A 16,622-nucleotide genomic window follows, 5' to 3' on the forward strand; every position below is an offset into this window, starting at 1 on the left:
CACCAACGCGCCACGCACACCTCCGCATAGCCAAATTGTTACAGCCCCAACCCCCACCAACAGCACCAACAAATGGCAACAACCTGCCACAACCCTGGGTGCCGCCACTAGGCAAGATATGATCGCGGCGGCATGGTCCTGGTTGCCCGAGTTGGCCCACGAAGACCGGACGCGATCTCGACGTCGACCTCGGACGTGGTGCGGATCGCCTGTTGGGGCGACCCTTCGGGACGGGCAGGCGTGGGTATGCGGTTTTCGGCGCGCTGGCCGGACAGATCGGACGCAGATGCCCAAGCACACCGACCCGTGTGGCGCGAGTCGGTGTGCTGTAGCAGGTATCTTTATCGGTTGCCGTTGATCGCGTGTGGGTCCACCGGCCAGGCACGGCACGCGCCGCACACGGCCTCGCCCCGGCGGGTCCGCCGGGGCTCCGGCACTGTTCAGCTGGTTTGCTCGAGCGCATAGAACCTGTGCTCGAAATTGAACCCGATCATTGTGTTCTCGTCATCGGCGGTTTCGCGGCCACGTGAGCGAGGTTTCCGCAATTCAGACCTCTCTCCCCTTCGCCGTGATAACTATTCGAACCACCTTCTGCGGCAGCGCTCACTTGCCCAGCGGGTATTCCAGCAGATCGGGCAGAGCGAACCTTCATTTTCCTCGCGCCACCGGTGCACATCGGACACCGCCACCTGTGACCGCGCCGATGACGTTGCGGTCAATATCGGCGAGACTCAGGTCAGGACTGGCCCTGCAGGGCGATGAACAGGGTGTCGGCTTCCGCACACAATAGCTCGCCGTCACGCAGCTCTGCATGGAGGAAGGTCTTGCGACCTTCCTGCTTTTCCACTCGGGTGAGCAACTGCAGATCCTTCTCGAGCGGCACGGGTGCTCGATAGGAGACGTTGAGGTACGCCGTGCGTTTGACGGTGTTGACCGCCGACCATGCCGCCATACCCAGAATTTCGTCGAATACCACGCCGATGTGACCGCCGTGTACGGTATTCATCACGCCCTGGTGGTAGCTCCGGAATCGAACGGTCGCCTTGATGCTCTCGGAATCTCGGTGGAGAATCTCGTACGGGGGCAGCGTGATATTTCCCTGCGCTGGAAGGTCGTGCCGTGTCCACAGCGGCAGGGACCAGCTGTCGACCTGCACCTCTTCGAGTCTAGAGTTTATCTCTTGCAGCGCGGCAATGGTGGCGAGTGCAATTTCGTCCGACGGGCATGCGGTACGCACGCGATCCATCAACGTCCGTGTCTGTTCAATAAACTCGCCGTAACTCGGTCCTCCGCGGAGTGTATCCGCGGCCGGATCCGGAGAAGGACTACCGAAATCAGACATAGGACTTGATCCTCCTACCGGATTTTCTGGATTTGACGCTCGAACCATCCATACATGTTCGTGTTGTGGTGACTTTGCGAACAGCCGATTGACAAGTGACGTTCGTCACCATACGGTCGGGCGGCAAAGGCTCTCCGGCACCACCACCCGGTACCAGCGGATTCATCAAACCCCGCATCGGGACGAAAGGGGGAGTCTCGATCATCTGAAGGCCTCGAGCATCTCGGGTGGCATCCCCGGGGGCGGAAACACGGAAGGATAGTTGTCTCGCCCGCCGTCCATCGTGAGTACACAACCGGTGAAGAAGTCTGCAGCGTTCGAAGCCATGAACGCCAGGAAACTGGCCCATTCAGTTTCTGTCCCCGGCCGACCGAGTGGTTGCACATTGTCTATCATTGGCCCGACTGCGGACGGATACTTCGTATACAGTGTATCGGTCTTCATAGTGCCTGCAGCCAATGCGCAAACCGTGATTCCGTGTCGCGCCCATTCGATCGACAGTGTCTTGGTCATGCTCTCGACGGCGGCCCGGGAGGCAGCCGCGTGCACCATGAGAGGAACGCCATTGTGTGGCGACAGGGTGACATTGAGAATTCTCCCACCGCCTCCGGGGATCATCGATTTCACGGCGACCGATCGGGTCATGTTCCATGTTCCCATTACATTCAGGTCGATAACCGTGCGATAACCTTTGGACGTGATGTTCTCCGCGGGAGAGTGGAACTGACCTCCGGCATTGTTCACGAGGACATCGATCGGACCGAATTTTTGCAGGACCTGGTCGATGAAGTCGTCCACCGAGTTGTCGTCCCGGATGTCGAGAGTGCTCGACCAGGCGCTTCCCCCAGCGGTGCGTATCATATCTACGGTGGACTCTATCGGCTCGGGCCGGCGTCCGCATACCACCACGTGGGCGCCGAGCTCGCCAAATGCAATTGCAGTGGCACGCCCGAGCCCCGTGCCGCCACCAGTGATGACGCACACCTTTTCGCGGAGCAGGTCTTTGGCAAAGTAATCCTGCACTCGTTTGGATTCTTCTTGATTGTCTTCGTACACTATCGCCTTCCTTCGAAGTTGCTCGTCCGAAATAATTCCACGCCGTGCGGCCCGGCGGCCGGTGCATCACATGTGGCACCGAAAGAATCATGCTCGGAACTTCGTCCCGATTTCACGATCCATTGGTTGGTCCCGCGGCAGTAACACAGTCGAGCCGGAGAACTGTTCTCGCTCGTCTCTACCATTCCACGAAGAGTCGATTTACTCCGCCCGAGAGCTGATCGGTGCACCTAGAGAATTGCTGTTCGGAAAGTCGCAGATCGGGAATCCGCGTAGAGAAGTACTGCAGGACGGTTCTGATCTCCATTCTCGCCAGCATTGCCCCGAGGCAGAAGTGGGGACCGTATCCGAAGGTTAGATGCGCATTAGGCCAGCGTGAAGGATCAAATTTCTCCGGGCAATCGAACTGCGAGGGGTCTGCGTTCGCCTCCTCGAAATCCAGGATGATCAAATCCCCCTTTCCCACCGCCGTGTCGCCCACTTGCATGTCTTCTTTCACATAGCGAGGAACACCGGAATTCCTTCTGAAGACAGGGTGCGGACAACGAAGGATTTCTTCGACGAGACCATCCAGGTATTCGGAGTCCGCAGAGATGCGGCTGATGTCCATCCCCTCGGATAACAACAAGATCATTCCGCGCTCGATGGCCGTCGCGGCATTCATCTGCCCAGCTATTTGGATACCCTTGAGCGTCCCCACAAACTGCTCTCTGGTAAACTCGCTATACCTTCCCTCCGACAGCGCCTGGTTGATGCGCCGGATGATACTGTCCTCTCCGCTCACCCCCCCGTCGTCCATGATGTCGCTGATTATGTTGTTTAGCTCTGCGCCAGCCTTTGCGGCCACCTCATGGTTTTCGATATTTCCGGCGACATAGGCAAGTCCGCGAACCTTCGGGTGCAACTCCCGCGGAATGCCAATCAGCGTGCTAACCACCCCCGCAGGAACCGGGTAAGCGATCTCGGACCGAATATCGACCGGGGGCGCCATCGAACACACCCGTTGGAATGCGTTCTCCACTTCGTTGACAACGAGCCCATGGAGATGCTGGGCCCTCTCGATCTTCAGAAAGGGCGCGATAAATTCACGGATCACCTTCATCCGCAAATCATCCAGACTCATGTCGTGTAGGGGCGATCCGATTATTCCGGAGCTGGTGAACGTCGGCGCGCGATGCGAGTCGGGGTGAGAGAATCGGCTGAGCCTCGAATCTGCGAACAGTTCCTTTACGGTGCGATATTGAACGGCTAGCCAGGCGGGCGCCCCGGCTGGGCTTGACGATCGCTTCATCAATGTCCTCAATTCTATCTGGGAAAATCTTTAGGTCCAATTTCCGGCGTGAATCAGCGATGCGGGCAATCGCCCGTCGAACATGTGATCAATCGAGCGACCAGTAACGGAAGCGACCGCCTGCGTTCAATACCGGTTCTGCTGATGCTCGCCACAAGTGCACCGTGTTGCCGGGTTGCTGGTTCGCGCTTGACGGCTTACCAGGTCACGGGAAGCGCAAGCAGCGAACTTTGCATCGTGCCATCGGAGAAACTCAGCTCGCCGACGGTGGCCTCCGTGGCGAGCCCTGGGAAGCGCTCGGTCAAGAGCCGAAGTGCGATCCCCAGTTCGGCCTTGGCGAGATGCATACCCAAGCACGTGTGTGCACCTCGCCCGAAGGCCAGCACCGGTGGGCCGCTGCGGCCGAATTGGATCTCGTCTGCGTTCGGGTAGACTGTCTCGTCCCGCATCGCCGAGTTGGACGAAATGACAACAGCCGTACCGGCTTCGATCCGTCCGGAGGGCAGTTCGACCTCCTCAGTAGCCAGCCTCAGCTGGCCGAACTGGCTCAGAACGACCACTCTGAGCAATTCGTTGACCGCAGCAGGGATGAGCTCAGGGTTCGCACACAGTTCTTCCCACTTCTCCCGTCCGTTTCCAAGCAACGTAAGCACGAAGCGGCCGAGGGAGTTGGCAGTGGTCTCTGTTCCCGCCGCAATAAGGCCCATTACCGAGCTGACCAGCTCGACGTCGTTCAGGTGGTCTTCGCCCTCACATGCTGCGATTAGATCGTCGATGAGAGCGTTACCCGGATCGGACCGCCTGCGCGTCACTAGTTCCCACATGTAGTTTGAGAATTCAGTGATCAGCTGGGCTCGCTTCGCCGCGTTCAACGATGAGCTGGAGACGAATGCGTTCGACCATTCGCTGAAGCGCGCGGAATCCCCGTCGGGGATACCCAGTACCCGGCAAAATACTCGTGTCGGAAATTCGAGGCAGAATGCCGACACAATATCTACCGGTGGACCCGCTTGTGAGATCTTATCGAGCAGATCGATCGCAATCTGCTCGATTACCGGATTCCAACGTTCAATATTGCGTCGCGTGAAGGTAGGCGAGACGATTCGCCGGTACCGGCGATGCTGCTCGCCTTCGATGTTGGGGAGAGACTGATCGTAATGGCTAGGCCCGGGAACGAACCGCGGCGAACCGGGGGCATGAAGGTCGTGGCTGAGTCGCGTATCCGCGAGGGCGACGGAGACGTCGTCATATTTGACGACGAGAACGGCATCGTGACCACTGACGAGCCGCACTTTCCCGAGCGGGCATTGCGCTCGCCGGTCGGCATATTCAAGCGGAGGATTGACCCCGTCGAATTCGAAAGGAAACGCGGGTATCACGCCGCCCTCTTCCGACGTCGGCGCATATTTGGTACCTGATTTTCATTTGGCACGTCGAAAACCTCTCATTAATATACAGGTCGTTTGTCATCGTATCTGTGATAGAAGGTGAGGAGACCGGTTTGTTGTGGCATAAAGCTGTCAGGGGTGACATCTCCTAACCACGGCTGATGCGGATACCGAAAGCGGCTGGACCGGCAAGAGCCCTTACCGATCCGACTCGCGTCGGCCGCACGCAGTCGGCCACCGAACAACCATGGCAATCTTTCGCCGGGTCTTTGGCCTAGCGAAGATTGAGGCTGAATCATGGATTCTCCAACGCTTCAGCAGTCGATTCTGCTTCTGTGTCTTCTTTTGCGTTCAGCTGGGTAAGCCAGCGGTCGACCACCTGCGCCGTTTTTTGAGCTTCGCTACCACATAGCTGGAAATGTTGGATATCCAAGGTTTGAACCGATTGGCGTGTCGACCATGTTTCGAGAGGCCACTCGCCGACTCCGTCCATAGGCACCGTGCACTTGACGAACAGCGTTGCACATCGAATCGGCTTATTCTCGATGTGCAGTAGAAGCTCGAGCCACCACCCGAGAGCAGTCAATCGCGACACAGTGAAGCCAGCGAATTCAGGGTGCACCGTGTCCATCTCAAGCAGCTGGCTTCCGATGCCGTCGGTGAGAAGCCTGTTCGCTTCTGGCGAGATGAAAGAATCGAGGATGATCAGGCCCTGCAGCTGGGTGTTGCCCTGTTCCATCAGTCGAGTCACCGTGGCATGGGCGATGTTTCCTCCCGCCGACAGGCCGCCGATGACAAACTCGTCGTCCCCCACCGTATCGAGAACTGTTTTGGCAAGACTGTCGATGGCGACATCGAGAGAGGTGGGCAACGGTTCACCCGGGTTGAATCCCGGCAGCGGAACAACCGAGACACGTCGCTGAGCACCCAGGTGAGTGGCGAGCATGATGTATTGGATGTATCCACCGAGGAAGGCTGGGGTGCAGATCATCACCAGGTGTGGCAGAACGTCCCCGCCGGTGCTGTGGGGAGAACCACCGCTTATCCCGATGCCTTCCGGTATCCCGGCAATGGGGTGGTCGAACATCGGACGGAGCTTCGCAGCCGAGTGCAGGAACATGAGGCTGTCTCGGAACTTGTTGTCCGCGATAGCTTGCCGGACGATGCCGACAATCGTCTCCGACGGGGCCGCGGGTTCTGCCACCGTAGGATTCGGGTGTTCGCGCTCCGTGTCCACTGGCGGTTCGACCGGCTCTGGAACCGATTCCCGCGTCGGGATTTCCGCGATGTCCGTATAGGCTGCGAGCAGTTCGTGCAGGATGTAGCGGGCCAGAGCAACCGGTGTAGGGTTGTCGAAGATCAGGGTCGTGGGCAGGCGCAATCCCGTAACGCCGTTGAGCTGGTTGCGAGCTTCGACTGCGGTCAGCGAGTCAAATCCCAACTCTCGGAAGTTGCCCTCGGGGTCGATGTCGTGGGGATTGTCATGACCGAGCACGACCCCTATCTGATTTCGCACCATATCGACCAATATCGGCAGCCGCTCGGCCGAGGCCATCGCGGATATCTTCCCTCGTAGGGAGAGCCCCTCTTCTCGGGTAGGCGCGGTTTCCCCCGCCGAGAGGCGAGGGGTGCTCGAGGTCAGTCCACGCAGCGCGGGGACGAGTAACCCGGCCCTGGCATGCCTTTCCAACACGACCCGGTCCATCGGTGCCGCGACCACTGCGGCACGGTCCTGTGTGACCGCGAGGTCGAACATTTCCAGACCCTGCTCGGGCGAGATGCTCAGGAAGGCGTTCCGTCGAAGCCGGGCAAGACCGGTGTCGCCGAGACTGCCCGCCATCCCGGTGCCGGAGGTCCACGGTCCCCAGGCGATCGATGTCGCGGCCAATCCCGTTGTTCGCCGATGTTCGGCCAATCGGTCTAGGAAGACATTTGCTGCGGCGTAGTTGCCTTGTCCAGCTCCTCCCAGTACACCCGCTGCCGAGGAGCAGAGCGCGAAGACTCGCAGGTCCATGTCGCGAGTCAGCTCGTGCAGATACCAGGCAGCGTCTGCTTTGCCCGCCAGTACCGTGTTCAGCCGATCCGGTGTCAGAGACTCGACCATACCGTCATCGAGGACTCCGGCGGCATGTATTACGCCCTGCAGAGGGAATTGGTCGGGAACGGCTGCCACCATGGCCGCGACCGCATCGCGATCCGACACGTCGCATGCCACCACGGTCACCAGGGCACCCAACTCGGTCAGCTCCGCGGCCAGTTCGACTGCCCCGTCCGCGGCCGCACCCCGGCGGCTGGCCAGCACCAGTGACTTGACCCGATGCTTGACCACCAGATGCCGGGCCAGTTGCGCTCCGATTTCGCCCGTCCCGCCGGTCACCAGCACGGTCCCGCCTGCCGAGGTGGCCCCCACGTCGGAGCCCGCGCTGTGCGGCCCTGCGGGCATCGCACTGTGGGATCGCCGAGGCTGGTCGGGTATTTCGGTCAGGCGGGCTTTGTGCAGGACACCGGCGCGGAGCACAATCTGGGGTTCCCCTGATGCCAATACTGCCGACAGGGCGGTCTCCTCGAACCGGGCATCGACCTCGGTGTCGACGAGCACGATCCGCCCCGGATGTTCTGACTGCGCCGAACGCAACAATCCCCAGATCGCCGATCCCGGCAAGTCGGTGATGGTTTCGCCGACCAGCCCCACTGCGCCACGCGTTAGCACCACCAAAGTGCTTGCCGCGAACTGCGTAGCCGCCAGCCACACCTGCGTCACTGCCAATGCATCAGCGGTCGCTGCACGCAGCCGGTCCGGAATGTCCTCTGCGCCAGTTCCGGCTCTCTGACTGTCGAGCACCACAACCGACGGCATGTCCACTGGTTCGTCGCGGATCCAGGAAAGCAAGGTTTCAGCGTCCGGCACGGTATGAATGTGGGACTTGAAGGTCTGTGAGGGTGTTCCGGGCATCGACCCGCCCACGGGGGTCCAGCGCAAGGCATGCAATCTGCCTCGCGCTCGTGGCGGGGTCAACTGTCCGGGCGGCAGCGGCCGCATCGTCAACGACTGCGCTTGCAACACCAGTTGGCCCGCCTCGTCGCTCACGTCGATCGCTACGCGACCACCGGCGAGCTGGGTGATCCGGGCCCGCACCGATGACGCTCCGGCCGCATACAGTGACACGTTCTGCCATGCGAACGGCATCATCACTTCTCCCGCAGCAACACCTTCGCCCTCGAGCAACAGTGCATGCAGCACCGAATCCAGCAGCGCCGGGTGCAACCCGAACTGTTCGGCTTCGGTGACCGCTCCGCTCACCGAAGCCTGCACGAACAGATCGTCCCCACGCCGCCACACCGACTGCAGTCCTCGAAACACCGGACCGTACTCGTACCCCGTACCGGTCAACCGGTCGTACAACCCGTCGATGGGCACGGCCACTGCACCCTGCGGAGGCCATTCCGCGAATTCCGCATCCCCGTGGAGGGGAGTCTCCGCGCCCAGCACACCTTGTGCATGCAGGATCCACACAGCGTTGTCGGCTTCGGTGCAGGAATACACCGACACCGCCCGGCAGCCGAATTCGTCGGCACCTCCCACCTGCACCTGCAGCTGGACTCCGCGGTTGTCGGACAGCACCAGTGGAGCCATCAATGTCAGCTCTCGTAGAAGAACACAGCCCACTTCCTCGGCCGCGCGCAAGACCAGCTCCACGAATCCGGTCCCCGCCAGCAGCGCCACCCCGCCCACCACATGGTCGGCCAGCCACGGCTGGATCGCCGGTGACAGGCGGCCCGTCACCACGACCCCGCCGGTTTCCGGGGACGCCACCGCGGCCCCGAGCAGCGGGTGAGCACGGGTGAGCAGTGGAACCAGTCCGCGCTCCCGATCGATCCTGGAAACATCGGTGCCGACGAACCAAGTACTTCGAAGGGTAGGGCTGTCGAGCCAGTAGTGACGGTGCTGGAACGCATAGGTCGGCAGTGCCACATGTGCGCGTGGGCGCGGCTGCCGCGCGCCCCGGGTGAATACCGCCGGCCAGTCGATCCCGTTCCCTGCGACGTCGATCGCCGCGGCTGCGGTGAGCGCGGAGACGGTTTCGGAGCGAGCTTTTCGGAGAACCGGCACTACGGTCGCCGGGGCGGGTGATTCGGTGGTTATGGCCGATTCGACGCATTGGTGGATCAACGCGGTCAATCCGCCGTCAGGTCCGGCCACCACGTACCGGCCCACGCCTGCCTGTCGTAGCCATTGCATGCCCTCGGCGAAATGCACGCTGCGCCGCACATGCTCGACCCAGTACTGGGGGGTGGCCATTCGGGCGCCGCCGGGCCGTCCGTCGAGGTTGGACACGACCGGGATCGCAGGTTCGGTGAACGACAGTTTTTCGATCGCCGTGGCGAACTGTTCGAGCATCGGTTCCATCAGCGGCGAGTGGAAGGCATGCGAGACTGGGAGCCAGTTCACCCGGCGACCGGCCTGCCGCAGCCGGTCCACCACTGCCGCGACCTCTTCGCGTACCCCGGAAACGACCACAGAGCCCGGACTGTTGATCGCGGCGATATCGATCCCATCGCTCAGCAGCTCGCTGACTTCCTCGGCAGAGGCCTGGACTGCAGCCATTGCGCCGCCCTCGGGCAGGGCCTGCATCAGTTGGCCACGCGCGGCGACGAGCACTGCTGCATCTTCGAGCGACAGCACGCCAGCAACCTGCGCGGCGACGATCTCACCGATCGAGTGCCCGGTCAAGAAGTCAGGGCGCAAGCCCCACTCCCGCCACAGATGCCACACACCGATCCCTACCGCGAACAGGCCAGCCTGGGTGTACATCGTGTGGTTGAGCAGCTGCTCGTCATCACCCCACAAAACCTCGCGCAGAGGGGTGGGCAGGTGCCGGTCGAGTTCGGTGACTGCTGCATCGAAGCCCTGGGTGAATGCGGGGAACTCGGCGTGTAGTTGGTGTCCCATGCCGAGCCACTGTGCGCCTTGGCCGGGGAACACCAGCACGGTCTTGCCGTGCCCAGAACCGTTGCCACGCACCGTGTTCGATGCGTCCTGCCCCTCAGCCAACGCCGTCAGCCCCGCGAGCAGTTCCTGCCGATCGGCACCCAACACCACAGCACGATGCTCGAACTCGGCACGGGTGGCGACCAAAGACCACCCCACCTCCACCACATCGAGCTCGGTCCCACGCTGCTCACTGCTCACGACGAAATCGGCCAGCCGCTGCAACTGCCCGGACAACGCCTGCTGGCTGCGCGCCGAGACCACCCACGGCACCACACCCAGATCAGCGACATCGATCTCAGGATCGGCGATGCCGTTTCCGGTTTCCTCCTCGCCAGGTTCTGCCGGTGCCTGTTCGAGGATGACGTGAGCGTTGGTGCCGCTGATGCCGAACGAAGACACCGCCGCACGACGGGGCCGGTCCAGCACATCCCAGTCACGGGCCTGCGTGAGCAGCTCCACCTTCCCCGACCCCCAATCCACCCGAGTGGAGGGAGTATCGACATGCAGCGTGCGGGGCATCACACCACGACGCAATGCCTCGACCATTTTGATGACCCCGGCCACCCCGGCCGCGGCCATGCTGTGACCCATATTCGATTTGATCGACCCCAACCACACCGGCCGCTCACGATCCTGGCCATAAGTGGCCAGCAAGGCCTGGGCTTCGATCGGGTCCCCCAAAGTGGTGCCGGTGCCGTGCGCCTCGATCAAATCGATCTCCCCGGCACTCAACCCAGCATTGGCCAGCGCCTTGCGGATCACCCGCTGCTGAGAAGGACCGTTGGGCGCAGTCAGCCCGTTGGACGCACCATCCTGATTGACCGCACTGCCCCGCACCACCGCCAACACCTGATGACCCTTACGCCGAGCCTCGGAGAGCCGCTCGAGCACCAGCACACCAGCACCCTCGCTCCACCCGGTGCCATCAGCGGCATCAGCGAAAGACTTACACCGCCCATCACCTGCCAGCCCACCCTGCCGGGAGAACTCCACAAACATCCCCGGAGTCGCCATCACACTCACACCACCGGCCAACGCCAGCGAACACTCCCCCGACCGCAACGCCGCCACCGCCTGATGCAACGCCACCAGCGACGACGAACACGCGGTATCCACCGACACCGCAGGACCCTCCAACCCCAACACATACGACACACGACCCGACACCACACTCGAAGTGGTGCCTGTCATCAGATAACCCTCGACTGCAGCGCCGTCTTCTGCGCCCACGCCATACGCGTGGTTGATCACGCCGGCGAAGACGCCGGTATCGCTGCCACGCAAACTCAGCGGATCGATCCCGGCACGCTCGAGCGCCTCCCACACCGTCTCCAACAACACCCGCTGCTGCGGATCCATCGCCAACGCCTCACGCGGACTGATCCCGAAAAACCCCGCATCGAACAACCCGGCAGCCTCCAGAAACCCCGCCTCCCGCACATACGACTTACCCACCGCCGCACGATCCGGATCGAACAAACCCTCCACATCCCAACCACGATCGACCGGCAGCCCCGACACCACATCCCGCCCCCGATCCACCACCTCCCACAAATCCTCCGGCGAAAACACCCCACCCGGATACCGACACCCCACACCCACAATCGCAACAGGCTCCGATGTCAGCGCATGTAGCTTGAGCTTGGCTTCGTAGAGTTCAGAAGTTGCCCATCTCAAATTCTCGACGATCTTGCTTTCCGCCGCCATGTACAGCTCCTCGCCACAAAGTTCAGGTGTCTAGTTCTTCAACTGGTTTTCGATGAAACTCAGGAGCTCGTCTTCGGTGGCTGTCTGCAGAGCGGTGCGGACCTCCTCCCGGTTCTCCTGTAGAGGGTTTCTTTCCTCGAGCGCGATCAATCTGCCGAGCAGAGCACGTGTTTCAGCGGTTTTCAGGTTGTCGCGCAAGTGCCTGCGGAGCTCTTTTTCGATCACGTTCAGCGAGAGGGAAATCCCACCGTGCGAAGGGGTTTCTTCGATGGCCGCCAATTCGTGGTGAATGTGGCGGGCAACTGCTTCGGGGGTGGGGTGATCGAAGACCAGGGTCGCGGGTAGCTTCAGCCCGGTATCTTTGTTGAGCCGATTGCGCGCCTCGACAGCGCTGAGCGAATCGAAACCCAGATCGCGGAAGTTGCGGCCAGCATCGATGGCCTCGGGTTCGAGGTATCCGAGAGTGGCCGCGACATGTGCTCGCACCGCCTGCGAGATCAGCTGCAGCTGTTCGGATTCCGGTAGCCCGGCGATTCGGTGATGCAACCGCAGCTCGTTGCCCGTGTTGCGGCCGGCACGCCGGGTCCGAGGCGCCAGCGCCTGCAGCAGCGGCATGAGTGTGCCTGCTCGCGCCTGCTCGCCCAGCGCGGCGACGTCCAGCTGTGCCGCGACGACGGTGGCCCGTTCCTGAACGACCGCAGCATCGAAGAGCGCCAGCCCTCGTTCGACGGTCATCGCCGCCAGTCCACCGCGGTTCATGCGCGTGGTGTCGGTGCGGGTCAGATGTCCCGTCATCCCGGTCTCTGGAGCCCACCATCCCCATGCGATCGAGGTCGCGGCCAGCCCTCGCGCTCGCCGGTACTCGGCGAGCCCGTCGAGGAACACGTTCGCTGCCGCGTAGTTGCCTTGTCCAGCACCGCCGAGCACACCCGCGATGGAGGAATACAGCACGAACAACGCCAGATCCCGTTCACGGGTCAACTCGTGCAGATGCCAGGCCGAATCGGCTTTCACCTCCAGCACGGTGTCGATCCGTGCGGGGGTCAAAGCCTCGACCGTGCCGTCGTCGAGCACTCCCGCGGCATGAACCACACCCGTCAGCGGGAACCGGTCGGGAACCGCCGCCAGCGCCACCGCCAGCGCGGCCCGGTCCGACACATCACAGGCAACGACTTCGATGTGGGCGCCCAATTCGGTCAGCTCCGCGATCAGCTCCACGGCGCCGACGGCTGCCATACCCCGCCGCGACACCAGCACCAGTGAGGGGACCCGGTGCACCGCAACCAGATGCCGGGCAAGCGCTGCACCCAGCACGCCGGTCCCGCCGGTGATCAACACCGTCCCGCCGCCGATGCCCGTGATCGGTTGCCCGCTCACGGGTCCCTCGGAGAGCGTCAGGACGATCTTGCCGATCTGCCGGGCTTGGCTGAAAAACCGCAACGCGTCGGGTGCTCTGCGGATGTCCCAGGTGCGCGCCGGGAGCCGGTGCAAGACCTCGGCCTCGAACAGCTCGACGAGATGGGCGAACATCTCCTGGATCCGCTCGGCGCCTGCCTCCAGGAGATCGAATGCCCGGTAGCGCACGTCGGGATATTCGGTGGCGAGGGAGTCTCGATCCCTGATGTCGGTTTTCCCCATCTCGACGAAGCGACCACCGCTCGCCAGCAGGTCCAGCGAGGTATCGACGAAATCACCGGCCAAGGAGTTCAGCACAACATCGACTCCGGCGTCGCCGGTGGCCGCCGAGAATTTTTTTCCGAATGCCAGCGAACGCGAGTCGCCTATGTGCGCCTCGTCGAACCCCATGCCTCGCAGGGTGTCCCATTTGCCTTGGCTGGCGGTTGCGAATACTTCCGCCCCCCAATGTCTAGCCAGTTGAACTGCCGCCATTCCCACACCGCCGGTGGCAGCGTGGATGACGAGCTTTTCTCCTTGCTGTAGTTTGCCTAGGTCCTCAAGCGCGTAGTAGGCGGTCAGAAACGCTATTGGTACTGCCGCCGCGTCGGCGAACGACCAGCGTTCGGGTATGCGCACGACCAATCGGTGATCGGTGGTCGCGGTCGGGCCGAGACCACCGTCGGCCAGTCCCATCACACGGTCGCCAGGTGTCAGGGTCGTGACGTCGGGAGCGACTTCCAGTACGACGCCTGCTATTTCGGAACCGATCACGGCGTCGGCGTCGGGGTACATGCCCAGGCAGATCAGAACGTCACGGAAGTTCAAGCCTCCAGCTTTGACTGCGACACGGATCTGCCCTGAGCTCAGGCTCTCGTGCGGGCGCGGGTCTTTCTTCAGTGTCAGGCCATCCAGCGTGCCCTTGGCTGTGACCTCGAGCCGCCAATGCCGCGAGCTGGGGATTTCCAGCAGCTGCTGCTCACGGACGGGTGCCAGTCGTGCTGCGTGGAGGACATCGTCACGTAGCGCGGTCTGGGGCTCGTGCGAAGCCAATACCCGGGTCAGGGCCGCCGCGTCGAGACCGGTGTCGGTGTCGAGGATTACAAGGCGCCCGGGGTCTTCGGTTTGGGCCGTTCGGACCAAACCCCATACCGCAGTCGCGGGCAGGTCGGTGATCTCGTCGTCGCCGGCGACGGTGACCGCGCCGCGGGTCGTTACCACCAGGGTGGCCGCGGTCGAGCGCCACGGAGTACTCGACCATGCCTGTAGTAGTCGGAGCACCGCGTGCGTGAGCGCATGTGTCCCCGCGAGCAAGTCCGACTCGCCGGGATGGCTGCGGTGCAAATCCAGCACCACGGCCGTCGGCGGGTCGATCTCGGCAGTGTCGTACCCGCTCTCGAGCCAGGTGATGAGATCCTCGGCGTCGGTGAACCATGCCGCCGCCACCTCCGCCAGCGCCCCGGTGTCAGGCACCGGGATCCAGTGCACGAGGTGCAGGGGGTCGGATCCGGTGACCGAGATGCTGGCCAGTTGGCCGGGTTCAATCGGGCGCATCACCAGCGATCCGGCACTGAGCACAGGTTCGCCGAGGGCGTTCACGGCGGTGAGGGCGACCTCGCCGCCGGGTCCGCGGGCGATCTGTGCCCGCAGTCTCGGGGCACCGGTCGTATGCAGGCTCACCTGCTGCCATGCAAACGGCAACCCCACCCCGTGCTCGGTGGTGGGACCGTCGGCCAAGGGTATGGCCTGCAGCACCGCGTCCAGCAGTGCCGGATGCATCCCGAATCGGGCCGCAACATCAGGGTCGGGGAGCTGGGCCTCTACGAACAGTTCCTGCCCACGCCGCCACAGTCCTTGCAGTCCCCGGAACTGTGGACCGTACTCCAGGCCCATCGCAGTCAGCTGGTCGTAGGCGTCGTCGATCTCGACAGCGACCGCACCGGCGGGAGGCCACGCACCTGCCAGTTCCCCGGTTTCGGGGGCAGGCAGCACTGGGCTCAGCACACCTTGCGCATGAAGGATCCACGCGCCAGTTTCGGTGTCGGTTCGGGAGAACACCGTCACTGCACGCTCACCGTCAGCGACGTCGTCACTGCTTCTGTCAGGACCTGCCACCACCACACGGATCTGCACTCCGCCCTGGACAGGCACGACCAGCGGTGTGATCAGGGTCAGTTCCCGCACCAGCGGGCATGCGACCTGGTGACCGGCCTGCAGCACCAGTTCCAGGAAACCGGTACCCGCAAGGATGACCACACCGGTGACAGCATGGTCGGCCAGCCATGGCTCGCTGCTCGAGGACACGCGCCCAGTGATGATCACCGCGCCGGTGTCGGGTGATTCGACAACCGCGCCCATGAGCGGGTGCGAGGCCCTCTCCAGGCCGAGGGCGGACAAATCTCCGGAACCAGGACCGGCAGTGAGCCAGTAATGGCGGCGGTCGAATGCATAGGTCGGCAACGCGACTATCGCCAGTGCGCGCTGTTGCTGCCTGCCGCTGGTGAATACCGTCGGCCACTCGATCCTTGCTCCGGCGGCATACAACACTGCGGCGGAGTGGAGGAGCCGGTCCAGCCCGCCCTCGTCCCGGCGTAGTGACCCGACGACCACCGCGCGGTCGATTCCGGCCGTATCGCAGGCCTGCTCGATCCCGATCGTCAGCAGCGGATGCGTGCTGGCCTCGACGAAGGTGGTGTACCCCTGGTCGAGCAGCAGGTCCAGGGCCTGGTCGAATCGTACGGGTTGCCGCAGATTCCGGAACCAGTACGTGTTGTCCAGTTCGGCTGTGTCGAGCATCTGGCCGGTCACAGTGGAGCAGAACGCGATCGGAACCGACCGGGCCTGAATTCCACCGAATGCCTCGAGGAGTTGTTCTTCGAGCGTTTCGACCTGGGGCGAATGGGAGGCATAGTCCACTGCGATGCGGCGGGCGTGGATACCGTCGCGTTCGCACTGGTGCAGAAGAGCCCCGAGTTGCTCGATGTCGCCGGAGACCACGGTTGTGGTCGGCCCGTTTGCTGCGGCAAGACCCAATCCTTCGTATCCGGTCAACAGTCCCTGGACCGACTTGGCCGGCAACGACACCGAGGCCATTCCACCCCGGCCCGCAAGCTGGGTCAGCGCTTGTGAGCGCAAGATCACGATCCGTGCGGCATCCTGCAGCGAGATCGCCCCTGCCACGTATGCCGCGGCGATCTCACCTTGAGAGTGCCCGACGACCGCGTCGGGTCTGACACCGACGGAGCGCCATAGTTCCGCCAGTGACACCATTACCGCGAACAGAGCCGGTTGCACGACATCGACCCGCTCCAGCAGCGACGGTTCGGCGGTTCCGTCGAGCACATCGATCAACGACCACCGCACCATCGGCTCGAAGGCGCGCGCACACTCTGTGACCCGTTCGGCGAATACTGGTGATGTCTGCAGTAGTTGGTGTCCCATGCCGAGCCA

6 protein-coding genes are annotated in these 16,622 nt (G+C 62.7%); all 6 read right to left on the reverse strand.

The window, feature by feature from the left end; all coding sequences use genetic code 11:
- Positions 1-736: 736 nt before the first annotated feature.
- Positions 737-1,342, reverse strand: coding sequence for a PaaI family thioesterase (locus tag ABZW16_RS38505; protein ID WP_354961074.1), 606 nt, complete (start codon positions 1,340-1,342; stop codon positions 737-739).
- A gap of 201 nt (positions 1,343-1,543) precedes the next feature.
- Complete coding sequence (locus ABZW16_RS38510; protein ID WP_354961075.1) at positions 1,544-2,398, reverse strand: SDR family NAD(P)-dependent oxidoreductase; 855 nt, start codon at positions 2,396-2,398, stop codon at positions 1,544-1,546.
- 178 nt (positions 2,399-2,576) lie between these two features.
- A complete protein-coding gene (locus ABZW16_RS38515) occupies positions 2,577-3,521 on the reverse strand; it encodes a cytochrome P450 (RefSeq protein ID WP_354961076.1) in 945 nt (314 codons plus the stop codon).
- A 365-nt stretch (positions 3,522-3,886) separates the two neighbouring features.
- Positions 3,887-5,068 (reverse strand): cytochrome P450, encoded by a 1,182-nt coding sequence (locus ABZW16_RS38520; protein ID WP_354961077.1) that lies wholly within the window; start codon positions 5,066-5,068, stop codon positions 3,887-3,889.
- A gap of 304 nt (positions 5,069-5,372) precedes the next feature.
- Positions 5,373-11,777, reverse strand: coding sequence for an SDR family NAD(P)-dependent oxidoreductase (locus tag ABZW16_RS38525; protein ID WP_354961078.1), 6,405 nt, complete (start codon positions 11,775-11,777; stop codon positions 5,373-5,375).
- Positions 11,778-11,807: 30 nt separating this feature from the next.
- A complete protein-coding gene (locus ABZW16_RS38530) occupies positions 11,808-16,613 on the reverse strand; it encodes an SDR family NAD(P)-dependent oxidoreductase (RefSeq protein WP_354961079.1) in 4,806 nt (1,601 codons plus the stop codon).
- Positions 16,614-16,622: the final 9 nt, after the last annotated feature.

This window comes from Nocardia sp. NPDC004604 (genome assembly GCF_040609795.1).
Lineage (GTDB): Bacteria > Actinomycetota > Actinomycetes > Mycobacteriales > Mycobacteriaceae > Nocardia.

Coding starts and splice junctions, on each gene's coding strand:
- ABZW16_RS38505 (WP_354961074.1), bottom strand. CDS start 1,342: ATGTCTGATTTCGGTAGTCCTTCTCCGGATCCGGCCGCGGATACACTC.
- ABZW16_RS38515 (WP_354961076.1), bottom strand. CDS start 3,521: ATGAGTCTGGATGATTTGCGGATGAAGGTGATCCGTGAATTTATCGCG.
- ABZW16_RS38525 (WP_354961078.1), bottom strand. CDS start 11,777: ATGGCGGCGGAAAGCAAGATCGTCGAGAATTTGAGATGGGCAACTTCT.
- ABZW16_RS38530 (WP_354961079.1), bottom strand. CDS start 16,613: ATGGGACACCAACTACTGCAGACATCACCAGTATTCGCCGAACGGGTC.